Origin of the sequence: Thalassotalea profundi, from assembly GCF_014653195.1 — a bacterium.
Classification (GTDB): domain Bacteria; phylum Pseudomonadota; class Gammaproteobacteria; order Enterobacterales; family Alteromonadaceae; genus Thalassotalea_B; species Thalassotalea_B profundi.
Genome location: NZ_BNAH01000003.1, coordinates 170,332 through 193,497, shown reverse-complemented (window position 1 = coordinate 193,497; position 23,166 = coordinate 170,332). Strand labels below are relative to the sequence as shown.

Annotated in this window: 19 protein-coding genes and 1 riboswitch; of the genes, 14 read left to right on the top strand and 5 right to left on the bottom strand. The window is 36.0% G+C overall.

What is annotated here, in order from left to right; all coding sequences use genetic code 11:
- Positions 1–2: 2 nt before the first annotated feature.
- The 9 genes from IE155_RS04890 to IE155_RS04850 all read left to right on the top strand — a co-directional run bounded on the left by IE155_RS04890 (position 3) and on the right by IE155_RS04850 (position 11,118).
- Positions 3–1,322 (top strand): efflux RND transporter periplasmic adaptor subunit, encoded by a 1,320-nt coding sequence (locus IE155_RS04890; RefSeq protein ID WP_189376983.1) that lies wholly within the window; start codon positions 3–5, stop codon positions 1,320–1,322.
- Complete coding sequence (locus IE155_RS04885) at positions 1,319–4,417, top strand: efflux RND transporter permease subunit (protein ID WP_189376982.1); 3,099 nt, start codon at positions 1,319–1,321, stop codon at positions 4,415–4,417. The genes IE155_RS04890 and IE155_RS04885 overlap by 4 nt, the downstream gene beginning before the upstream one ends.
- A gap of 103 nt (positions 4,418–4,520) precedes the next feature.
- Positions 4,521–4,871, top strand: a complete 351-nt coding sequence (locus IE155_RS04880) for an HIT domain-containing protein (RefSeq protein WP_189376981.1) — start codon at positions 4,521–4,523, stop codon at positions 4,869–4,871.
- An 83-nt stretch (positions 4,872–4,954) separates the two neighbouring features.
- A riboswitch (TPP riboswitch) is annotated at positions 4,955–5,073 on the top strand.
- A 64-nt stretch (positions 5,074–5,137) separates the two neighbouring features.
- Positions 5,138–7,273, top strand: a complete 2,136-nt coding sequence (locus IE155_RS04875; RefSeq protein ID WP_189376980.1) for a TonB-dependent receptor — start codon at positions 5,138–5,140, stop codon at positions 7,271–7,273.
- Positions 7,274–7,302: 29 nt separating this feature from the next.
- Positions 7,303–7,569 (top strand): hypothetical protein, encoded by a 267-nt coding sequence (locus IE155_RS04870; RefSeq protein WP_189376979.1) that lies wholly within the window; start codon positions 7,303–7,305, stop codon positions 7,567–7,569.
- The gene (gene pnuC / locus IE155_RS04865) at positions 7,569–8,189 is read left to right on the top strand and encodes a nicotinamide riboside transporter PnuC (protein WP_189376978.1); all 621 of its coding nucleotides are present in this window, start codon (positions 7,569–7,571) and stop codon (positions 8,187–8,189) included. Before IE155_RS04870 ends, pnuC begins: the two co-directional genes overlap by 1 nt.
- Before the next feature lie 2 nt (positions 8,190–8,191).
- Positions 8,192–9,112, top strand: a complete 921-nt coding sequence (locus tag IE155_RS04860) for an aminoglycoside phosphotransferase family protein (protein WP_189376977.1) — start codon at positions 8,192–8,194, stop codon at positions 9,110–9,112.
- Positions 9,113–9,223: 111 nt separating this feature from the next.
- Positions 9,224–10,291 (top strand): sensor histidine kinase, encoded by a 1,068-nt coding sequence (locus IE155_RS04855; RefSeq protein WP_229817037.1) that lies wholly within the window; start codon positions 9,224–9,226, stop codon positions 10,289–10,291.
- A gap of 2 nt (positions 10,292–10,293) precedes the next feature.
- On the top strand, positions 10,294–11,118 hold the full coding sequence (locus IE155_RS04850) for a LytR/AlgR family response regulator transcription factor (RefSeq protein WP_189376976.1): 825 nt from the start codon (positions 10,294–10,296) through the stop codon (positions 11,116–11,118).
- A gap of 1 nt (position 11,119) precedes the next feature.
- On the opposite strand, the gene IE155_RS04845 is transcribed toward IE155_RS04850, so the two are convergent.
- The 3 genes from IE155_RS04845 to IE155_RS04835 all read right to left on the bottom strand — a co-directional run bounded on the left by IE155_RS04845 (position 11,120) and on the right by IE155_RS04835 (position 14,634).
- Positions 11,120–12,127 carry a 6-phosphofructokinase gene (locus IE155_RS04845; protein WP_189376975.1) on the bottom strand — a complete coding sequence of 336 codons (1,008 nt, stop codon included), beginning with the start codon at positions 12,125–12,127 and terminating at the stop codon, positions 11,120–11,122.
- 155 nt (positions 12,128–12,282) lie between these two features.
- A complete protein-coding gene (gene pyk / locus IE155_RS04840) occupies positions 12,283–13,734 on the bottom strand; it encodes a pyruvate kinase (protein WP_189376974.1) in 1,452 nt (483 codons plus the stop codon).
- A 51-nt stretch (positions 13,735–13,785) separates the two neighbouring features.
- Complete coding sequence (locus tag IE155_RS04835) at positions 13,786–14,634, bottom strand: MurR/RpiR family transcriptional regulator (RefSeq protein WP_189376973.1); 849 nt, start codon at positions 14,632–14,634, stop codon at positions 13,786–13,788.
- A gap of 288 nt (positions 14,635–14,922) precedes the next feature.
- On the opposite strand from IE155_RS04835, the gene zwf reads away from it, so the two are divergent.
- The 5 genes from zwf to IE155_RS04810 are packed head-to-tail and all read left to right on the top strand — an operon-like array spanning position 14,923 to position 20,526.
- Positions 14,923–16,392 (top strand): glucose-6-phosphate dehydrogenase, encoded by a 1,470-nt coding sequence (gene zwf / locus IE155_RS04830; protein ID WP_189376972.1) that lies wholly within the window; start codon positions 14,923–14,925, stop codon positions 16,390–16,392.
- Positions 16,393–17,085, top strand: a complete 693-nt coding sequence (gene pgl / locus IE155_RS04825; RefSeq protein ID WP_189376971.1) for a 6-phosphogluconolactonase — start codon at positions 16,393–16,395, stop codon at positions 17,083–17,085. It abuts the gene before it with no gap.
- Between the two features lie 3 nt (positions 17,086–17,088).
- The gene (gene edd / locus IE155_RS04820) at positions 17,089–18,903 is read left to right on the top strand and encodes a phosphogluconate dehydratase (RefSeq protein ID WP_189376970.1); all 1,815 of its coding nucleotides are present in this window, start codon (positions 17,089–17,091) and stop codon (positions 18,901–18,903) included.
- A 4-nt stretch (positions 18,904–18,907) separates the two neighbouring features.
- Entirely contained in the window at positions 18,908–19,882 is a 975-nt protein-coding gene (locus IE155_RS04815; protein WP_229817035.1) for a glucokinase, read from the top strand.
- Positions 19,879–20,526, top strand: coding sequence for a bifunctional 4-hydroxy-2-oxoglutarate aldolase/2-dehydro-3-deoxy-phosphogluconate aldolase (locus IE155_RS04810; protein WP_189376968.1), 648 nt, complete (start codon positions 19,879–19,881; stop codon positions 20,524–20,526). The genes IE155_RS04815 and IE155_RS04810 overlap by 4 nt, the downstream gene beginning before the upstream one ends.
- An 87-nt stretch (positions 20,527–20,613) precedes the next feature.
- On the opposite strand, the gene IE155_RS04805 is transcribed toward IE155_RS04810, so the two are convergent.
- Both IE155_RS04805 and gap read right to left on the bottom strand, forming a co-directional pair.
- Positions 20,614–21,750, bottom strand: a complete 1,137-nt coding sequence (locus IE155_RS04805) for a flavohemoglobin expression-modulating QEGLA motif protein (protein ID WP_189376967.1) — start codon at positions 21,748–21,750, stop codon at positions 20,614–20,616.
- Positions 21,751–21,979: 229 nt separating this feature from the next.
- Complete coding sequence (gap, locus tag IE155_RS04800) at positions 21,980–22,978, bottom strand: type I glyceraldehyde-3-phosphate dehydrogenase (protein ID WP_189376966.1); 999 nt, start codon at positions 22,976–22,978, stop codon at positions 21,980–21,982.
- Positions 22,979–23,166: the final 188 nt, after the last annotated feature.

Here is a 23,166-nt window from a genome sequence, read left to right as displayed (position 1 = left end):
ACATGTTTTTAAAAAGTAAAAAAATTATCCCATTAATCGTAATTTCAGCTTTTCTTCTGATTGCTTATATCGTGGCTAAAAATCCGCCACAAACACAACGTGGAAGACCAAGTGATGCGCCCCAATTAAATGTCGATGTTATGACGTTAAATAAGACTGAAACCACGATTTATATTGATAGTTATGGAAAAGTACAGCCGAGAACTCAAAGTATTTTACTGCCCCAAGTTTCTGGTCAAATTATAGCGATAAGCCCCAACTTTAGAGACGGTGGCTTTTTTGAAAAAGGAGATATATTAATTGAATTGGATGATCGTGACCATAAAGCTGAAATTCAAATTGCAAAATCAGCATTATATACTGCTCAGCAAGCATTAAGTGAAGAACAAGCTCGTGTTGAACAAGCAAAACAAGATTGGCAACGATTAGGTAATGAAGGTCAGCCTTCAGAATTAGTATTACGTAAACCACAATTACAATCTGCACAAGCGAAAGTGTATTCAGCTCAAGCGAGTTTAGCTAAATCAGAGTTAGCCCTCGAACGTACTAAAGTGAAAGCGCCATTTACTGGACGAATTTTGAAGAAAGAAGTAGATATAGGTCAAGTGGTCTCTTCAAATACACAGTTAGCTGAAATATACGCGGTTGATTATGTAGAAGTTCGTTTACCTATTCAAAACAAAGACTTGTCATACATTGACTTACCTGAAAGTAATCGTTTTCAAGGCAAAGCAAGTCATCAACCTCATGTTGAATTATCTTCTGACTTATTAAACACACCACAGACTTGGCAGGGTAAAGTTGTACGTACGGAAGGTGCGTTTGATACCGCTTCACAACAGTTATTTGTTGTTGCCCAAATTGATGATCCATACGGATTAAATCAAACAGAAGGCTTACCTTTAAAAATTGGCCAATATGTGAAAGCCAATATAGTAGGCAAGGTATTAAAGGATGCCTTGGTTATACCTAATAAATCGATTTATCAAGGTAGTTATGTTTACACTGTTGAAAATAAAGTGCTTAAAAGAAAAGATGTATCGTTAGCATGGCAAAACGATGATATAGCTCTTGTTAAAACGGGACTTGTTGAAGGTGAATTATTAGTATTAACACCATTAGGACAAGTTAATTCAGGTACTCCTGTTGCTATTAATGCCAAAGATGGTGTTGCTATGGAAAAAAAGCCACAAGGTAATCGAAAATCAGCTGAAGGTGCACGTACAGGCCTGGGTAATAAAGGTGAGCGCAATAAAGCTGGTGGCCAAAAAGAACAAGGGCAAAACTCTAAATCAACAAATACTGAAGGTGTACAATCATGATAGCTTGGTTCGCACGTAATCATGTTGCCGCAAACCTGTTAATGATCACAATATTCTTATCAGGTTTACTTTCTTTAAAAGGCAATATTCCACTTGAAGTTTTTCCTTCATTTGAATCTGACATTGTTAATGTTAGCGTTACTTTACGTGGCGCAACGCCTGAAGATGTTGAACAAGGTGTCGCCATACGTATTGAAGAAGCTGTTCAAGATCTAGAAGGTATTAAGCATATTTCATCTACCTCAGTTGAAGGTTCTGCTCGAGTAAGAATTGAAGTTGACTCTGGGTATGATGTTCGAGAATTATTATCAGATGTCAAAAGTCGTGTTGATGCCATTAATACATTTCCTGTTGAAGCAGAAAAACCTACCACTTCAATATTACAGCGTACTCGAGAAGTTATCGCTGTAACGGTTGCATCAATTCATAGTGAAAAAGAGATCAGAGAATTTGCTGAAACTGTACGTGATGATTTATTAGCTATTCCTGAAATTACTCAATTAACCTTAGATGCAGTTCGTAACTACGAAATTAATATTGATGTTAGTCAAGATAAACTTAAGCAATACGACATTACAATGACTGATATTGCGAATGCCGTTAAAGCTAGCTCTCAAGATTTATCTGCCGGTAATGTCCGTACTGAAGGGGGGGATGTTCTTGTTCGTTCAAAAGGTCAGGCTTACCGCAAAGATGAATTCGAGAAAATTATTGTAAAAACCAATGAAGACGGTACGTTCTTAAACTTAAGAGATATAGCTATTGTTGACGACGGTTTTGAAGAAGAACCATTACGAGCGCGTTTTAATGGTAAACAAGGTGCGATGATAGAGGTTTATCGAATCGGTAACCAAAATGCTATTGAAGTTGCTGATGCTGTTAAAGAATACATTAAAAGTAGACAAGATACTCTACCTGAAGGTTTTGAATTAAACTATTGGCGTGATCAGTCTGAAATAGTTAAAAGTCGTCTTAACACTTTGGTTACTAATGCGATTCAAGGTGGGTTTTTAGTTTTATTACTTCTTACATTATTTTTACGTCCATCGATTGCCTTTTGGGTGTTTATTGGTATTCCCATTAGTTTTATGGGGGCCTTTATCTTAATGCCTTTATTTGGTGTTTCGATTAACGTAATGAGTCTATTTGCTTTTATTCTAGTGTTAGGGATAGTCGTCGATGATGCTATCGTGACTGGAGAAAACATTTACCGACATACGCAAACCGCTAGTTCTGGACTAGAAGCTGCAGTAAAAGGCACAGAGGAAGTGGCAGTACCTGTTACTTTTGGGGTGCTTACGACGGTTGCAGCCTTCTTACCACTTGGATTCATTGAAGGTATGCGTGGGGCGATTTTCGCTCAAATTCCTGTTATTGTTATACCTGTTTTATTGTTTTCATTGATAGAGTCTAAATTTGTACTACCTTCACATTTAAAAAACTTAAGGTTGCGTAGTGAAAAAACTAAGCAATCAAAATTTGGTGCTTGGCAAGAGCGTTTCGCCGATGGTTTCGAACATGGCATACTAAAATACTATAAACCTGTGCTTAAAAAAGCGATTTCTAATAGATTAACGACCTTAGCGTTGTTTGTGGGGACGTTTATTTTAATTTTAACGTTTATTACTACGGGCTGGGCAAAATTTACTTTCTTCCCTCGCATTCCAAGTGAAGTCGTTCGAGCAACATTAACCATGCCTGTTGGTAGTAGCTACGATGTGGTTGATGGCTATGTTAAACGCATGGTAGATGCTTCTAATACACTGAAAGAAAAATATCGTGATGAAGAAGGTAATAGCATTATTCTCAATAGCATGGCGATTACCCGAAACGAAACAGGGCGCGTATTTTTTGAAATTTTACCTGCAGATCAAAATAATACGGGCATTAGTTCACAACAATTAGTACGGGAATGGCGAGAATTAATAGGCACATTACCAGGAGCTGAAAGTTTAACGTTTCGGGCTGAAATTGGTCGTGGCGGTAACCCAATAGATATTCAGTTAAGTGCGAATGATTTAAGTACACTTAAAGAGTTAGCTAAACAAGTTAGCGATCAAATTGCGACTTATCCAACAGCCTTTGAAATATCTGATTCTTTATCGAACGGTAAAGAAGAAATTCAAATTGAATTGACTGAACAAGGTCACGCACTTGGAATGACACGGACCTCTGTTACTAACCAAGTTAGAACGGCGTTTTTCGGTACTCAAGTACAAAGAATACAGCGTGGGCGTGATGATGTAAGGGTAATGATACGTTTTCCATTGTCTGAACGTAAATCATTAGCAAACCTTGGAGAAATGCTAATTAATACACCATCCGGTGGCCAAGTGCCGCTGTCACATGTAGCCACGTTTAATCCAGGAAAGAGTCCGTCTGCTATAAATCGTATAGATAGATTCCGTACAGTTAACGTCACTGCTGATGTAGATAAAACAGCCACGAATATGACCGTGTTAAATGCTGACTTAAAAGTGTATTTAGATGACTTAATGAATAAGTACCCTGGTGTTAGCTATACATTTGAGGGTGAAGCAAAAGAACAAGCTGAATCGTTTAGTAGTTTAGGGCTTGGCTTAATGTTTGTTTTCTTTATTATTTATTGTTTATTAGCCATCCCTTTTAAATCTTACATTCAGCCATTAATTGTAATGTCAGTTATTCCTTTTGGCGCAATCGGTGCAATTTTAGGGCATTGGATTATGGGCATGGATTTAACGATTATGAGTATGTTGGGTTTAATGGCATTAATTGGCGTTGTCGTAAATGATAGCTTAGTGTTAGTTGATTTCATTAATAAAAAGCGTGAAGAAGGTGCTGAACTAATGGAAGCGGTATTAACAGCGGGGCAATCTCGTTTTAGACCGGTATTATTGACATCATTAACCACATTTATTGGTTTAATGCCGTTATTATTTGAAACAGCTACTCAGGCACAATTTCTAATTCCAATGGCGGTGTCGCTAGGCTTTGGTATAGTATTTGCGACTTTTATTACCTTAGTGCTGATCCCTGTTAACTACTTATTGGTTGAAGATTTAAAACGCTATATGAAGAAAGGCTCTACTGCGCTTAAATCTATAACGACCTAATATCAAATAATTAAAAAGGAATTTCACAAAAAGGGTATTGATTGTTGGTGTAAATAGTTACACTAATATCAATACTCTTTTTTATATATTTGGAGCTAACCACATGGCTGAAGAAACCATTTTTTCTAAAATTGTAAGACAAGAAATACCCACTCCTTTGCTTTTTCAAGATGAATTAGTGACCGCTTTTCGTGATATATCTCCACAAGCAAAAACACATATATTAATCATACCTAATAAGTTAATTCCAACGGCTAACGATATTGAAGTTGAAGACGAACTAATTATGGGAAGAATGTTTACGGTGGCTAAGCAACTTGCAAAAGAAGAGGGCATAGCTGAAGACGGCTACCGACTGATTATGAATTGTAATCAACATGGTGGCCAAGAGGTTTATCATATTCATATGCACCTTGTTGGAGGGCAACCTCTCGGAAAAATGCTTAATATATAGGCTTTGTTATAACCTAAAACTAATTAATTGATAAAATCCTAGTAACAAAGGCTGTACATTTTATTAAATATTGATACTATGCCGCACGAACCAAGGGGTGCCATTATAAAGTTTTCTTTGTAATTGGCTGAGATGTGATATTTGCAAACTCTTTGAACCTGACCCGGATAATTCTGGCGTAGGAATGGTTAGTGATTCTATTGTATTCTCAATAGTTACGCTTATTTATCTTATGCCAGTAATGCCTATTACTTATTGAGATAATTATGACGTTTAAAAAATCTTCATTAGCAATTGCCATTACTGTAACTCTTTTCTCTTTACCATCGTATGCTGAAACTTCAGAGCAATCACTTGAAACGATCACAGTAACATCAAACTTTAAAAAACAATCCCTAGCTTCAACTCCCACAAGTATTGCGATCATTGATCAACAACAATTAAAAGATCAAAGTGTTCAACATTTTGATAATGTATTGTCTAGCATAGCCAATGTGAATTTTTCAGGAGGTACTGCAAGGCCTAAATATTTACAAATACGTGGTGTAGGTGAACGTTCTGAGTATCAAGGTGCGCCAAATTCTTCTGTTGGCTTTATTATAGATGATATCGATTTATCTGGCTTGGGCATGGCAGCTAACTTATATGATGTTAACCAAGTTGAAGTATTACGAGGTCCTCAAGGAACACGCTTTGGTGCTAATGCATTAGCAGGGCTTATCTATATACAATCGAACCAACCAACAGATGTCAGCGAGCATGGTGTTTCTACAAGCTTTGGTGATGATCAATTAATGACATTATCTGGCTTTAGTTCAGGGGCTTTATCTTCAAAAGTTAATTATCGTGTAAGTTTGGAGCAACACCAACAAAATGGCTATAGCGATAATATATTTTTAGGCAGAGATGATACAAATGCTATTGATGAACTGACTGGAAAAATGAAGATTAATGCGCAAGCAACAGATGACTTGAGTATATATTTTACGTTGTTATTTGCCAATATGGATAATGGCTTTGATGCTTGGACATTAGATAATAATGGATATACAACCTATTCTGATGAACCCGGTGTAGATAATCAAAAGTCACTAGGTAGTTCGCTTAAATTTGAATATACAGGGTTTAACGGGGTTGATTTAACCGCTATTTCTAGCTTTACGACAACAGATCATCAAAATTCATATGATGGAGACTGGTCTAATGCTGAATATTGGGCGACTAAATCATGCGATGGTGAACCCTGTGTATATGATTACTTCTGGTCAAAAACTGCAGAGCGTGACGTATTATCGCAAGAATTTCGTTTTAATAATAAAGCAGGGAATAAGATTTTTAACCAACGTACTGATTGGTTATTAGGCGTTTATATTAGTCGACTTGAAGAAGATAATATTACAGACGAAATCTATAATGGCTGGGCATCAGACACTTTATTTGCTCACTATAAAGCAGACAATTTTGCTGTATTTGGGCAATTAGATAGTCAATTATCAAACCAATATCAATTATCTGTTGGTTTACGTGTCGAAAAACGCGAAAGTGACTATAAAGATCATACGATCGCTGGCGGCATTGGTGATGTGTTTAATCCAAGTGAAACTATGTGGGGCGGACATATCGCTGTAAGTAAACCAATTAACGATAATCATAATGCTTATGTTCGAATTGCTCGTGGTTATAAAGCTGGTGGCTTTAACATGGGTTTACCTACTCAACTTGCGCAGTTTAAAGAATTTGATACAGAAACATTAATTAATTATGAATTAGGTTTTGATTCATCATTTGCTGATAATAGTGTGCGAAGTCGTTTAGCATTTTTCTATATGGATAGAAAAGACCAGCAGGTTAATGCATCACAGCAAAATCCGGAAAAACCACAGCAATTTACTATCTATACAGCAAACGCTACGAGCTCTTCAAGTTATGGTATGGAAATGGATTTGACTTGGGACGTGACTAATAGCTTATCTTTTTATACCACTTTAGGTTATTTACGAGCTAAGTATGACACCTATGCGTATTTTGATAAATATGGTTCTAGTATCGATATTTCTGATCGTGAATTAGCTCATGCCCCAAAATTTACTTATAGCTTAGGTGGAACCTATCGAAGTGATTTCGGCATTTTCTTTAATGCATATATGTCGGGCAAAAGTAGTTTTTATTTTTCAGACAGCCATTCCGAAAAATCAGAGAGCTCAGACACTGTTAATGCACGAATAGGCTATGAAACACAGGCGTGGTCATTGTATTTATGGGGCAGAAACTTAACTGACGAAAAAGTGGCTACTCGTGGTTTTTACTTTGGTAATGAACCTGATATTGACTGGGCACCTAAAAAATATCAACGTTTTGCAGCACCGAGACAGTTAGGTTTAACTTTTGATTATCGTTTTTAATTCTAAACCTTTTAAAAAGTAGGAACATTATGGATATTTCAATCGAAATTAGTTTATACCCATTGGCTCAAGAAAAATTTAAAACCGATATATGGGCATTTATTCGAAAGTTACGAGGCGTCGATGGTTTAAACGTGGTTACCAATGGCATGAGTACACAAGTGTTTGGTGAATACGATCTTGCAGTAACTCATGTAATGAATGAAATTAAACTTGTGCATGAAACTATTGGTAGTGCTGTTTTTGTTTGTAAGTTTATTTCAGGTGATAAATCAGAAGTTGAAGCAGAAAGCTAATGGCTGACATTATCCATTATTATGCTAATTTACCGCTAGTTGAATGGCTAGCGGTAATAGCTTCACTGCTTTATGTTTTTCTTGCGGCTAATAATAATATTTGGTGTTGGCCTGCAGCGCTTGTCAGTACGGTTTTATATACCGCTATTTTTTACGAGTTTTATTTGTGGTCTGATAGCTTGTTGCAAGTTTATTACTTTGCAATGGCAATTTATGGCTGGTTTTGTTGGCGTAAAAAGACAAATGACAGCGAAGAAATAGAACAATTAGCAGTAGGGCAGTTAGCAGCAAGCTTTCACTTGAAGGCAATTATGATTTGTTTCCTATTATCTTTAGGACTTGGTTGGCTTATGGCTAATTACACGCCAACACATTTTCCTTATTTGGACGCTCATACAACGGTGTTTGCTCTGTTTGCTACTTATTTGGTTGCACAAAAAATAGTAGAAAATTGGTTATATTGGATCGTAATAGATATTGTTTCTATATATCTTTATATTGAAAAAGGCTTAATTCCTACTGCTTTTCTTTTTGGGCTCTTTGTTATTTTTGCAACTTATGGTTACCTTAAATGGCGTAAATTATTTTATTCTTCAACAAAATCGAGTTGTTTAGCTTAAGTATGCACAAAAATATAAAGTTACTTGATGAGCTACCTTTTTTTCAACAGCGAACAATAATTTCAGTTGCAGAAATCACTACAGGACTAAGTCAACAATCTTTTAAAGTGAGATGCCTTAATGATCAATTATTTTATGCAAAATATTTTGATAAATATAATACTGAATATGCCCAAATAGAAAAAGAGGTATTACTTAACAGTGCCTCATCACCCATTACCACGTCATTGTTATATAGTGATGAGCATTGGCTAGTCACTCCTTTTATTGAAGCTAATGATCTTAGTAAATTAAATTTGCCAATCAAAAATAAGCTTAATATCGCTTTGGAGTTAATGTTAACGTTCCAAAAGTTAATAATACCTTCAAAAAAAATAAAACCTATTTCGTTTATTGCACACGGCGATTATTATATTAATGCATTAGCATTAAATAAAAACCAACAACAAATATTACGCTCTTTATTAAGTGATGACGATGCAATAAAAGCTCAACAGCTAACCTTATGTCACGGAGATTTCAATTTTACTAATATGCTTCTAAACTCACCATTAACAGGGATAGCGTCAGATGAGATCCCTATTTTAATTGATTTTGAGTGTTGTTGTTATAGTGAGGTTGAGTATGACATTGCTATGATGATTGCTGTTAATAATTTACTTAATTATTTAAGTGTTGATACGGTTATTGCACAAATCAAGGTCTACTTAGCACAGAGAATGGTTAATATTTCCACTAAAAAGGTTATGCGTTACCTTGGTAAGTCATTGCTTCTTAATGCTTTATGGTATATTTGCCGTTTTAATAGAACAAATGACAATAAATGGCTGATTCTAGCTAAACAACAGTTTCAACAAGCTGATGTCTTAAATAATAATAAGACGAGTATAGTTGATAGGTTGAAATTACATTTACCTGCATAATTTATCGTTAGGTTAAATGAGACAATAAGCCTAAAAGATACGATTAATTACATCGTGTTATTTACGTGTATAACCCATAATTAACATTACTATGATTGCTGAGTTTTTTATGTGAATTGGAAAAATATTATTGAGAATAAAGATAGATTATTTTGGCTAATGCATACTGCTGGTTGGTTTGGCTTTGTGCTTGTTCATTACCTAAGTTCTTTACTCCATGATTTACGTGACTTATTCATTATTATCATTTTCTTAAATGCCTATGCCGGATGGATGTTTAGTATTCCGCTACGCTATCTTTATCGAAAAATATGGAATTCTACACCATTAAAAATTGCCCTCACTGTCTTATTGGCCTCTTACTTTACGGGATTATTGTGGCAAATTGTAAAGAATATTAATTACTGGGAAATTTATAAGCATGGGTATCGTCCTGAGTTATTGATACATTACCTGAAAAACTCAACATTTTCTTTCTCTATAATGCTGTGTTGGAGTGTACTGTATTTTGGTACTAAGTATTATCAAATGCTACAAACTGAAAAACAGAATGTATTAAAAGCTAATAGTGTAGCTCATCAGGCGCAACTTAAAATGCTTCGTTATCAGCTAAACCCTCATTTTTTATTTAATACCTTAAATGCTATTTCTACATTGATTTTGGTTGAAGATAATAAAACAGCAAATGGTATGGTAACCAAACTAAGTGAATTCTTACGTTACTCCCTTGATAAAGATCCAATGAAGCGAGTAACACTCGATCATGAAATTGATGCGTTAAAGCTGTATTTAGATATTGAAAAAGTTCGGTTTGAAGAGCGCTTGCAAATTGAGTTTAATATTGCTTCTGACTGTCATCAAGCTTTGGTTCCCAGTATGATTTTGCAACCACTTGCTGAAAATTCAATTAAGTATGCGATTGCAGAGCAAGAAGATGGCGGAACGATAACTGTTAATGTGAGTCGATTTGGCAATGATCTCTTAATTGAACTAGCTGATAATGGCCCTAGCGGTAACTTTATAGAGGGCAATATTTTTAGAGAAAAAGGTGTCGGTTTAGCAAATACCCGAGAGCGTCTTCAAGCACTTTATCCGGGTAATTTTTCATTAGTAATTGCCCCAAATAATCCAAATGGTGTTAAAGTAAACATAAGATTACCTTTTGATAATGGAAAATAGTAATGAACAAAGCGTTATCAACAGTTATTGTTGATGATGAACCGCTTGCCCGTAAAGGATTAGCAGTTCGTTTAGCTGAGCACGATGATATTAATATAATCGCTCAATGTAGTAATGGTCGAGAAGCTATTGATGTAATTAAGAAACATCAACCAGAGTTAATGTTTCTTGATATTCAAATGCCAGGACAAAATGGCTTTGAAGTTATGCAAACAATTATTGATCAAAACTTACCCCTACCTATGGTGATTTTTGTGACGGCGTTTGATCAATATGCAGTTCAAGCTTTTGACGTTCACGCCCAAGATTACTTATTAAAACCTGTGGATGAAGACAGATTAGCTCAATCATTAAGTAAAATCAGAGAATACCTTCAAAGCCAGAAAAATGCTGAACATAAGTCAAAGCTTGTACATTTAGTCAGTGATGTTACGGGTAATGATTATAAAAAAATATTAGAAGAATTAGAGTCTGATCTTCCTGTTACGTTATCAAATTATTCAGATATACTCGCAATTAAAGATGGTAGTGAAGTGAGTAGGGTACCAACTAAAGATATTTTATGGATTGATGCTGCGGGCGATTATATGTGTGTGCATACGGAAGATAATACACACATATTAAGAAAAACAATGAAACAATTAGAGGAGTTACTTGATCCTAAGTTATTTGTCAGAAGCCACCGCTCAACAATTGTAAATCGGCATTATATCGAAAAATTTTGTAGTCAGTTAAACGGTGAATACTTTTTAGTCATGAGTAATGGTAAAGAGCTAAAAGTTAGCCGTAGTTACAAAGACAAAGTAAAACTAGCTGTAAATAACTGATTTAAATTTGTGATTGTTTAGGTACTGACAATATATCGGTTTGTGCTTTAATTAAACTTTTACTGACTCCTTTTTGATGATTTATTGATTGGCGTAAGGGAACTTCTACTACGGTATTGTTTTGTTCGCCCATCATTAAATTCGTTTTTCCTTCGGCTAAAGCTTGTACAGATGCTACACCAAGTTTTGTTGCGAGCAAGCGATCTTTTGCTACAGGCGATCCACCTCTTTGTATATAGCCGAGAATACAAGGAGTGCAATCAATCCCCGTCAGCTCGGTTAAATTTTTAGCTAATTCAGTTGTACCTTCAGGCCATAAATTTTCAGCAATAACAATTAAGTAACTAGAATGTCTATTACTTTGTGCATTTTTAATGCTATTACTGAGTTCGTTTAGTCTTGTTTCTTTGTTTACACAATCGAAGTTCTCAAACGAAAGTACTTGTTCGGCAGCTGAAGCAATTCCCACATTAAAGGTTATAAATCCGCTATGACGACCCATTACTTCAACGATAAACACTCGTTCAAAAGCATCTGCGGTATCTCTAATTTTGTCGATGGCTTCAATTGCGGTATTAACGGCGGTTGAAAAACCTATGGTAAAGTCTGTTTGGTCAACATCATTATCAATCGTACCAGGTATTCCAATTACTTGGCCTTGCCAATATTTAGCTATCTCTAGTAACCCTGCGAATGAACCGTCACCACCAATTACTATCAGTGCGTCTATTTTATCTTTCATTAATGTAGATACGGCTTGTTTAATGCCATTATCACTTAACATAGCAGGGCAACGAGCACTTTTTAAAATGGTACCTCCACGACCAATAATACCATTAACGTCATCAACATGAATTTGTTTTGATTCACCATTTATTAAACCGTTATATCCGTGATAATAACCCGTTATGGTGTACTTATACTGTAAGCATGTTAATACTATGGCACGAAGAGCGGCATTCATCCCTGGAGCATCTCCACCACTTGTTAGTACTGCTATATTTTTCATCTTTTATACCATTAAAATGTCTTGGTAGTTTTACCGTTACTTTTATGTTTAAAACTTAGTATGCATTATAAATACTAAAACAAGGTTGATTAAAAACAAAAAAGGTAGCTTTCGCTACCTTTTAAATAAAAATTTATTGATACTTACAACTAGAGTTATTTTGCTATTGCTTTAGTCACTGTCAATATTTTAAGAGTGTTTGTAGCACCTACCGTTTCCATCATATCACCATGAGTTACAATAACCTTATCTCCTTCAACTAAATCAGCTTTTTCGATCACTGTAGCAAGTACTTTTGCAGATAAATCATCGTTACTGCATGAGGTTGAGTCAAAGTAAATAGGGTATACACCACGATATATTGCGGCATTATTCAAGGTTTTCTGATGACGAGATAATGAATAAATCGGTAAACCTGAAGTAATTCGCGACATAATCTTACATGTCTGGCCTGACTCGGTTAATGATATTATTGCTTTAACGCCGTCTAAATGGTTGGCAGCATACATTGCTGATAGTGCTATCGTTTCAGAAATTTCAGTAAATGTAAGCTCCATTCTGTGATTAGAGATATTTACTGAGCGGTGAGTTTCAGCACCTACACAAACAGAAGCCATTGCCGTTACAGTTTCTACTGGATATTTACCTGCTGCAGTTTCTGCTGATAGCATTACTGCATCTGTACCATCTAATACAGCATTTGATACATCCATGACTTCAGCACGTGTTGGCATTGGCTGTTCGATCATTGTTTCCATCATTTGAGTTGCAGTAATTACTGCGCGGTTTAAACGACGACTACGCGCTATAATATGTTTTTGTTTACCAACAAGTGCAGCATCACCAATTTCAACACCTAAATCACCACGAGCAACCATCACAACATCTGAAGCTAAAATAATACCATCAAGCACGTCATTATCGTTAACTGCTTCAGCACGTTCAATTTTTGATACTAAACTTGCATTACAATTTGCTTCTCGGGCTAATAAACGAGCTTCACGCATATCAGCAGCATCACGAGGAAACGAAACCGCTAGAAAATCAACATCAATTTTAGCGGCTAACTTGATATCTTCTTTATCTTTTGCGGTTAACGCCGGGGCCGTTAAACCTCCACCTTGACGATTGATACCTTTATTATTTGATAAAGGACCACCAACAGTAACTTCAGTAAATACAGAAGCACCTTCAGTACTTAATACCTTTAACTGAACACGTCCATCATCTAATAGCAAAATATCGCCACTGCTAACATCGTTAGGCAGTTGTTTATAATCAATACCTACTTTTTCTTGGCAACCTTCACCTTTGGGTAAGTTGGCATCTAGTTCAAATTTATCACCAATGGCTAATTTTATTGGGCCATTTTTAAAAGTAGACACTCGAATTTTTGGGCCTTGCAAATCACCTAGTATACCTACGTAGATACCTAATTCTTTTGCTAATTCACGTACCATAGTTGCACGAGCTATGTGATCTTCAGGCGAACCATGTGAAAAATTTAATCTAACTACATTTACGCCAGCAGCTAGTACTTTTTTAAGAGTATCACGGTCTTCTGTTGCAGGCCCTAATGTGGCAACAATCTTCGTTCTTCTAGGCATTTTAATCCTTACAATTTTTTATTAATCATTAAATATTAAGAGCAACAAATACTACTCTTTGCGCTCAAAACGTGAGCTACGTAAACTGTCTTTTACTTTTTTTAAGTTATCTCTGAATTTTGTGCCACGTCTCAAGGTAAAACCTGTTGCTAAGATGTCAATTAACGCTAATTGTGCGATACGCGACGACATTGGCATATATAAATCTGTATCTTCGGCTACGTCAATTGATAAAACGATATTACACTCCTTAGCCAAAGGTGTCCCCTCAGTTGTTATACCAATAACTGTTGCATCGTTTTCTCTAGCAAGACTGGCTACTTCAACAAGAGATTTTGTTCGTCCCGTATGGGATATCAATACAACAACATCGCCTTGACAACTGTTTATAGCACTCATACGTTGCATTAATATGTCATCAAAATAAACGACAGGTACATTGAAACGGAAAAATTTATTTTGAGCATCGTGAGCCACAACGGCTGACGCACCTAAACCAAAAAATGAAATTTTATTTGCTTGTGTTAATAAATCAACGGAACGATTAATAGTCGATGTGTCTAAACTTTTACGGGCTAATTCAAGGTTTGCCATTGTAGATTCAAAAATTTTAGCTGTGTATTCGTCAGCGGTATCATTTTCGTCAACATGGCGGTTCACATAGGGGGTACCATTCGCTAAACTTTGTGCTAAATGTAATTTAAAGTCGGGATAACCTTTAGTGTCTAATCGGCGACAAAAGCGATTAACAGTAGGTTCACTTATGTTGGCTTGTTTAGCCAGCGCAGCAATACTTGCATGAATGACTGTACTTGGTGATGATAAAATCACCTCAGCTACTTTTCGCTCAGACTTACTAAATGTGTCTAGTTCATTAGCAATTTTTTCTAAAATATTCATTTGTTTTAGCCCTAGATCTTTTATTCACTGTAATTTATTTTCTGTAGTAATAACAGTAAAAATGAAAATTTATTTCATAATGTGAGCTAATATAAATCAAAACGACATTTTTTTGCAAATGAATATTGCGATACAATGCCTTTAAATACCTTATATTATATAGAATAAAATGTTTTACTATATGTTGTAAAATTACAAAAAGTACTTTACTGAGAATGAAACTCGCGCTAAATTAGTGCATAAATGTAGTTAAGTTTCATTACATACTAAAATTTGAGAAGTTATCTTATGGAAAATTTTGATTTTCAGTCTGCAAGCGAGATTGTTATTTTTGGCGCTCTAGGTGATTTATCACGTAGAAAATTATTACCCGCTCTATATCAATTAGACTTAGCAGGATTACTAAATCCAGAAAGTCATATTGTCGGTGTTGCTCGTCAAGAACACACTATTGAAGAGTTCGAAGCCTTTGTTATGGAAAACTTAACTTCTTTTGTAAAAGAAGGATTAGATAGTGATATTATTGAGCGATTTAAGTCTCGCTTGGTTTATCAAAACCTCGACTTTAAAGAAATCGACTCATATAAGAACTTAGCCGATACCTTATCAAGTGGTCACGATACTCGTGTTTATTATTTTTCTACACCTCCTGCTATATATGGCGATATTGGAAGTGGCTTGAACGCGGCAAATCTGATCACTCCTAATGATCGCGTAGTTATGGAAAAACCTATTGGCCATTGCCTTGAATCATCTAAAGTTATTAATGACCATGTATCAAAATATTTTGACGAAAAACAAATTTATCGTATTGATCATTACTTAGGTAAAGAAACCGTACTAAACTTACTCGTATTGCGTTTTGCTAATTCATTATTTACGAATAACTGGGATAGAAATTGTATTGACCATGTGCAGATAACTGTTGCTGAAAGTGTCGGTATAGAAGGGCGCTGGGGCTTTTATGATGAAGCAGGCCAAATGCGAGACATGATTCAAAACCATTTGTTACAGATATTATCCTTATTAGCAATGGAACCGCCTGCTGACTTAGGTGCTGATAGTATTCGTGATGAAAAGCTTAAAGTTATACGTGCTTTAGTACCCATTACTCGTCAAAATGTAAAAGAAAAAACAGTACGTGGGCAATACGCTGACGGATTTTTAAATGGTGTAGCGGTACCTGGTTATTTAAATGAAGAAGGTGCCAACGAAAACAGCAATACCGAAACTTTTGTTGCCGTTAAAGCTGAAATTGATAATTGGCGTTGGAAAGGTGTTCCGTTTTACCTAAGAACAGGTAAACGAATGCCGGCTAAACACAGTGAAATAGTTATTCATTTTAAAGAACAACCTCATAATATTTTTAGTGATAGCTATGCTGATTTACCTTCGAATAAATTAACTATTCGGTTACAGCCTGACGAAGGAGTTGAGTTACAAATGATGAACAAAATTCCTGGTATAGCGTCGCAAATGAAAATACATGAAAACAAGCTCGATCTTAGTTTTTCAAAAACATATAAGAATACTCGTGTTGTCGATGCTTATGAGCGTTTAATGCTTGAGGTTATCAATGGTAATCAATCGTTATTCGTACGTCGTGATGAAGTAGAAGCCGCATGGACATGGGCTGATGGCATTATAGAAGCGTGGAAAGAAAGTAACGAAGCCCCTAAATCTTATCCAGCAGGTTCTTGGGGGCCTGTGTCATCAATATCACTTATTGCGCGTGACGATAGACAGTGGGTTGAATAAATGTATCAAATTAATGAGTTTCCTCAAAAGTCTGATCTTGACCAAGCTTTGGCTAATCAAGTAGCAGAATTATTAACCCAAGCGGTTAAGAGTAAAGGTAAAGCAAGTATCGCAGTATCTGGTGGTTCAACGCCGAAAGGTTTCTTTAATGCGCTGTCTAAAATGGACTTACCATGGAGTGACATTACAATCACGCTAGCGGATGAACGTTGGGTTGATTTTGACAGTGAAGCCAGTAATACACGTTTAGTGCATGAAAATTTACTTCAAAATAAAGCGGTAGCGGCTAAATTTTTTCATTTAAAGCAAGGCGATGAATTAACCCAAGAAACCTTAGCGGATCTGAATATAGCGGCTAAGTCGATGTTGTTACCACTTGATGTGTTAATTTTAGGTATGGGTGAAGATGGGCATACGGCTTCACTATTTCCTTGTAGTGATCAAATAGATGAAGGTTTAGCTAAATGCACTTCACCGTTATTACGGGTAATGCCTAAATCGGCACCCCATGAAAGAATTAGTTTTAGTTTTATTTATTTAAAACAAAGTAAAAATACCTTTTTACATATTAGTGGCGCTGGAAAAAAGGCGGTATTAAATAAAGCTCTAGCAGATAGCGATTTAAGAGAAATGCCAATTCGGGCATTTTTACAAGACCCTGACGTGAATACACAAGTGTTTTGGGCGGAGTAATTTATGAATAAACAAATAACAGCGATAACGAATAAAATCATAGAACGCAGTAAAGAAACACGTGCAGCTTATTTAGCTAAAATTGATGCACAAAAATCTCAAACTGTTCATCGTGCAAATTTATCATGTGGTAATTTAGCTCATGGTTTTGCTGCATGTGGTAAAGAAGATAAGCAAATTCTTCGTGGCCTTAATCATTCAGATGTTGCAATAGTGTCAGCATATAACGATATGCTTTCTGCACATCAGCCTTATGAAACTTACCCTCAAATTATTAAACAAGCTATACGTGAAACCGGTGGTGTAGCACAATTTGCTGGTGGAGTACCAGCTATGTGTGATGGGGTAACCCAAGGCCAACCGGGTATGGACTTAAGCTTAATGAGCCGCGATGTTATTGCTATGTCTACAGCCGTAGCACTTTCACATAACATGTTCGATGGCGCAGTAATGCTTGGAATATGTGATAAAATTGTTCCCGGTTTATTGATTGCTAGTATGACTTTTGGTCACTTGCCTACCGTATTTATTCCTGCTGGACCTATGCCATCGGGTATTCCTAATAAAGAAAAAGCGCGTGTACGTCAGCAATTTGCAAAAGGTGAAATTGGTGAAGATAAGTTATTAGAAGCTGAATCTGCATCTTATCATACTGCTGGTACTTGTACTTTCTTTGGAACAGCAAACTCTAATCAGTTAGTTGTCGAAATAATGGGATTACACTTACCTGGTGCCTCTTTTGTTCCTCCTAATACTCAATTAAGAGAAGAGTTAACTAAAGCCGCATCAAGACAAGTGACTCGTTTAACACAACAATCAGGCAATTACATGCCTGTTGGTAAAATGGTTGATGAGCGCTCAATTGTAAATGCTATTGTTGCTTTACTTGCTACGGGTGGTTCAACCAATCTTACCATGCATATTATCGCATTCGCCAAAGCCGCTGGCATCATTATTAATTTCCAAGACTTTAATGACTTGTCCGATGCGGTACCATTAATTACCCGTATTTATCCTAATGGCTCTGCCGATGTTAACCACTTCCAACAAGCAGGTGGTATGGCGTTATTGTTTAAAGAACTACTAGCCGCTGGCTTACTTCATGAAGATGTAGAGACTATTTGTGGTAAAGGATTATCTCAGTACACTAAAACACCACAAATGAAAGATGGTCAATTAATATGGCTTGATACCTTTGACAAATCGGGTGATCCCGAAGTTATTGCTACTACTGAAAAGCCCTTCAAAGCGGACGGTGGTTTGAAAGTATTAAAAGGTAATTTAGGTACATCAGTAATAAAAACCTCTTCTTTACGTGATGGAAGCTTGATTATAAAAGCGCCTGCTGTTGTCTTTGAAGACCAACATGAATTAGATATTGCATTTAAAGCGGGCGAGCTTGAAAAAGATTTTATTGCCGTTGTTCGTTTCCAAGGCCCTAAAGCACGCGGCATGCCTGAACTACATAAATTAACACCACCTTTAGGCGTGTTACAAGATAAAGGTTTTAAAGTTGCACTAGTTACCGATGGTCGTATGTCTGGTGCATCAGGTAAAGTACCTGCCGCTATACATTTATGTCCCGAAGCGTTAGACGGTGGCTTGATCGCGAAAATTAAAAATGGCGATATGATCACACTTAATGGTGATACTGGAGAGTTAACACTTGATGTTAATGAACAGGAATTAGCAACAAGAGAAAATGCACAATTCCAAGTAAATGGTCATCATCAAGGTATGGGGCGTGAGCTGTTTGGCTTTATGAGAAGAAATTTAAGCTCAGCTGAAACTGGCGCTTGTTCGTTATTTGATGAGTAATATTATGACCGATCAAGTAATTAATATTGTTGCAGATATCGGAGGAACAAACCTTCGGATTGGTGTTATTAACGAAAAAGGTAACGTTGATTTACTGACCGTTTATCAATGTAACGACTTTGATGATCTAAGTGCAATTGTTCAGACTTTTTTGGTTGAAAAGTCTATTGTAGCTAAAGAAATTAATGCCTGTTTCGCTATTGCTTGTCCAGTAGATAATGATCTTATCAAGATGACTAATCTACCGTGGCAGTTCTCAAAATCTGAGCTTAAACAAATACTTGGATTTAAAAAGTTATTATTTATAAATGATTATACTGCTATAGCACATGCGATTCCTTTTTTGAACGATGAACAAAAAGTCAAGGTTGGTGGCGGTTCCGTTATTCAAGGTAAGCCTATTTCTATATGTGGTCCTGGAACGGGTTTAGGTGTTGCTAATGTAGTACCTGTAGGCAGTCATTGGGAAGCGTTAGGCGGTGAAGGCGGACATGTAGATTTTGCCCCTGTTGATGCTACTGAAATTGCAATTTTAGAAATATTATTAAAAAAATATAATCATGTTTCTTATGAACAAATATTATCAGGATTAGGATTAGAGCAGATATATCATGCACTATGCGAAATTCATCAACGTGATTTACCTAAGCTGTCTGCACAAGAAATTTCAACTAATGCACTTAATAAACAGTGCGATATTTGTCAACAAACACTGGAACAGTTTTGTAAAACTTTAGGTAGCTTTGCCGGAAACTTAGCGTTAACACTTGCTAGTTTTGGCGGAGTTTATATTGCAGGGGGAATCGTCCCTCGCTTTACTGAATATTTAATTAATAGTGAATTTAGAAGTCGGTTTGAAGATAAGGGTAGGTTTAACTTATTTAATTCAAGCATACCAACTTTTGTGGTTACAGAATCACAACCGGGCATATTAGGTGCATCGGCATATCTTCGCCAACATAATAAAGAGGAATTATGACGTTAACTAAAAATTGGCAAATACCATCAAAAGACTTATTTTCAATGGGGCCAGTAGTACCTGTATTAGTCATTGAAAATGTGGAAGATGCATTACCTATCGCTGAAGCTTTATTAGCTGCAGAAGTTAAAGTTTTAGAAGTTACTTTACGTACACCTTCAGCACTTGACGTTATCGCTAAGATAGCGAAAGAACTACCTGAAGCTATCGTAGGTGCCGGTACTGTAACTAATCGTGAGTTATTGCAACGCTCAGCAGATGCTGGTGCTAAATTTGCTATAAGTCCGGGCTTAACCAAAGATCTACTTCAAGCGGGTAATGAAGGCGATATCGCATTAATTCCTGGAATTTCTTCTATTTCAGAATTAATGGATGGCATTGATCTGGGATATGATCATTTCAAATTCTTCCCTGCTGAAGCATCTGGTGGTGTAAAAGCGATTCAATCGATTGGTGGACCATTCCCTGATATTCGTTTTTGCCCAACTGGCGGTATTAACATTAACAATATTCGTGATTACTTAGCATTAAAGAACGTTGCGTGCTGTGGCGGTTCTTGGTTAGTTTCTGATGAAATTATTGCTAACAAAGATTGGAATAAAATTACAGAATTAGCTAAACAGGCATTAGCTCACGTTAAATAATATAACATTGAGTCGTCTGTTTTGGTTGGTATAAATAAAAAGCTAGGTTTTATCCTAGCTTTTTTGTTGATTATTTTGAGGTGAACGCTAACGAATAGCATGCGTAATAAAAGTATTTACCGCATTATTTTTAACCGGATCCCTGAATGCGGGGCTGATAAATTGAGGCTCTATAAGGTATTTTTTATCAATCAAGCGCGAGATCAAAGGTAAAAATTCTAAAGATGTTTTCCCCGCTAACAGATGATTAAAGTTATTTTCATGCTCGTATGCATTTAATATCAAACTAAAGCCTTTAAGATAAAGGTAGTCTTTGGTATAGCCTCCGCCTCGATAAACGCGCGCTGTAATGGTATAAGCTTGGTTTTCTTCAACGCGATATCTTTCTTTAAGCATTAAAAACGTAGTCCGAAAGCTTTTATCCTCTATCATTGATTTAACCGCGACCACTCTTAAAGCTAATGTTTTGAGTCGATGTAAAGTTAAATTACCTGAAAGATATTCACTTAAAATAGCTAAACCTTCTTGTGTCATGGTATTTAGGGGGCAACCGAGCGACAAAATTCCTAAAGGTTGTTTGCGAGCGTTTAATGATGTGGCTAAATGCACCCCTAATTCGTGATGTGCTAAAGCGTTCGCATCTTTTTCATAGAGCTTAGCATGACTATTAATTTTAACACTAGTACCAGATACTAATGCGTTGGCCACCATCGATTCATCAAATTGCACTGTCCATTGGTACCCTTCGTCTTCAACCATCTTTGAGAGTATCTCTTTAATCCCTTGTGCATCCACTATATCTCCTTTTTTGTCGTATGGGTTTGTAGGTAAATGTAATACAAACTGAGCATTATGGAGATCTTTATCGCTAGGCTCACCATAGTATCTCAGCGAGTCATACAAAAATTCATTACTTCCAATAGATTTAAACTGATCTATTTTATCCACGTAGGAATCAATAACGGCTAAATATAGTGTGTATAAATCTTCATCTTTTATATTTTCTAACGGTAAGTTAAATAGCTGACGTTTTAATTCAAAAGGATCAATATTGGTCGTTTTGTAAGTGAAATTTGGCTCACTTGAAAAATTACTGGCAAAAAATCTTTCTTTTTCAGTTAAATAATTGAGTGGCTTTACTGCATCTAAGATATCAATACCTTTTACAAGTGAAAAAAGTTTGGCATCAATTTTAGGTATTAATGGTTCAACAATGCTTTCCATAAGAATGACTCGATAAGTTTAGTGATAACGAAAAATGTTAACACTGAATATTTATTTAAAGATGCTTAAAAATAGCGGTTGATTGGCATAGCAGTCAATCGTTATTTTAGATAAATATTTAAGTAAATTCTAAGGTTTACTCAGGGAGAGGCAATAAAATCTGATTGGTATATAAAGTTCAAAAAAACGGTAACCTAAGTTACCGTTTTATAAATGATAGCGTGTGCTATTAATTGTTTGAAATATAACTCACTAAATCTAACACTTTGTTTGAATAGCCAATTTCATTATCGTACCAAGAAACAACTTTCACAAATGAATCTGTTAACGCGATACCAGCACCGGCATCAAAAACAGAAGTGCATGTCTCACCTAGAAAATCATTAGAAACAACATTATCTTCTGTGTAACCTAATACACCAGCAAGTTCGCCTTTTGAGGCAGCTTTCATAGCGTCACAAATTTCTTGATAGCTTGCAGGATTTTTAAGATTAACCGTTAAATCTACTACAGACACATTTGGAGTAGGGACACGAAATGCCATGCCTGTTAACTTACCGTTAAGCTCAGGTATAACTTTACCTACAGCTTTTGCAGCACCTGTTGATGATGGAATAATGTTTTGTCCCGCACCACGGCCACCACGCCAATCTTTCGCTGATGGTCCATCTACCGTCTTTTGTGTTGCTGTCATCGCATGAACGGTTGTCATTAATCCGTCAGCAATACCCCAGTTATCATTTAATACTTTAGCAATAGGTGCTAAACAGTTGGTAGTACAAGATGCGTTTGAAACAATATCTTGTCCTTTGTATTCTTTGTTATTAACGCCCATAACAAACATTGGCGTGTCATCTTTTGATGGTGCTGAAAGAACAACTTTTTTAGCGCCAGCTTCAATGTGTTTACGGGCTGTTTCATCTGTTAGAAATAAGCCTGTTGATTCAACTACAACATCAACGTTAATTTCACCCCATTTTAAATCAGAAGGGTTACGTTCAGCAGTTACTCGAATTGGCTTACCATTAACGATTAATTGATCACCTTCAACTTCTACAGAGCCATTAAATCGGCCATGAGTTGAGTCATATTTCAACATATAAGCCATATAATCTAAATCAATTAAATCATTAATACCCACAATTTCAATATCAGATCTTTCTGCCGCTGCTCTAAAAACAAAACGGCCAATGCGACCAAAACCGTTTATACCAACTCGAATAGTCATACTGACTCCATAGAAAAACAATAATGTAGTAAAATTACACCAATTGTGAAAAATATCAAGTAAAATCTGACAGTAAGAGCTGTATAATATAGATTAATCACTTATAAGTTGTATTATTACGAATGAGTGGAAGCTTAATACGCTAGATTTTGCCGTAAACTGATATTAAACAACTTACTTACGTGGTA

Excerpts from the sequence above, each read along its gene's own strand:
- IE155_RS04890 (WP_189376983.1), top strand. The coding sequence starts at position 3 with ATGTTTTTAAAAAGTAAAAAAATTATCCCATTAATCGTAATTTCAGCT.
- IE155_RS04885 (WP_189376982.1), top strand. The coding sequence starts at position 1,319 with ATGATAGCTTGGTTCGCACGTAATCATGTTGCCGCAAACCTGTTAATG.
- IE155_RS04880 (WP_189376981.1), top strand. The coding sequence starts at position 4,521 with ATGGCTGAAGAAACCATTTTTTCTAAAATTGTAAGACAAGAAATACCC.
- IE155_RS04875 (WP_189376980.1), top strand. The coding sequence starts at position 5,138 with ATGACGTTTAAAAAATCTTCATTAGCAATTGCCATTACTGTAACTCTT.
- IE155_RS04870 (WP_189376979.1), top strand. The coding sequence starts at position 7,303 with ATGGATATTTCAATCGAAATTAGTTTATACCCATTGGCTCAAGAAAAA.
- pnuC (WP_189376978.1), top strand. The coding sequence starts at position 7,569 with ATGGCTGACATTATCCATTATTATGCTAATTTACCGCTAGTTGAATGG.
- IE155_RS04860 (WP_189376977.1), top strand. The coding sequence starts at position 8,192 with ATGCACAAAAATATAAAGTTACTTGATGAGCTACCTTTTTTTCAACAG.
- IE155_RS04850 (WP_189376976.1), top strand. The coding sequence starts at position 10,294 with ATGAACAAAGCGTTATCAACAGTTATTGTTGATGATGAACCGCTTGCC.
- IE155_RS04845 (WP_189376975.1), bottom strand. The coding sequence starts at position 12,127 with ATGAAAAATATAGCAGTACTAACAAGTGGTGGAGATGCTCCAGGGATG.
- pyk (WP_189376974.1), bottom strand. The coding sequence starts at position 13,734 with ATGCCTAGAAGAACGAAGATTGTTGCCACATTAGGGCCTGCAACAGAA.
- IE155_RS04835 (WP_189376973.1), bottom strand. The coding sequence starts at position 14,634 with ATGAATATTTTAGAAAAAATTGCTAATGAACTAGACACATTTAGTAAG.
- zwf (WP_189376972.1), top strand. The coding sequence starts at position 14,923 with ATGGAAAATTTTGATTTTCAGTCTGCAAGCGAGATTGTTATTTTTGGC.
- pgl (WP_189376971.1), top strand. The coding sequence starts at position 16,393 with ATGTATCAAATTAATGAGTTTCCTCAAAAGTCTGATCTTGACCAAGCT.
- edd (WP_189376970.1), top strand. The coding sequence starts at position 17,089 with ATGAATAAACAAATAACAGCGATAACGAATAAAATCATAGAACGCAGT.
- IE155_RS04815 (WP_229817035.1), top strand. The coding sequence starts at position 18,908 with ATGACCGATCAAGTAATTAATATTGTTGCAGATATCGGAGGAACAAAC.
- IE155_RS04810 (WP_189376968.1), top strand. The coding sequence starts at position 19,879 with ATGACGTTAACTAAAAATTGGCAAATACCATCAAAAGACTTATTTTCA.
- IE155_RS04805 (WP_189376967.1), bottom strand. The coding sequence starts at position 21,750 with ATGGAAAGCATTGTTGAACCATTAATACCTAAAATTGATGCCAAACTT.
- gap (WP_189376966.1), bottom strand. The coding sequence starts at position 22,978 with ATGACTATTCGAGTTGGTATAAACGGTTTTGGTCGCATTGGCCGTTTT.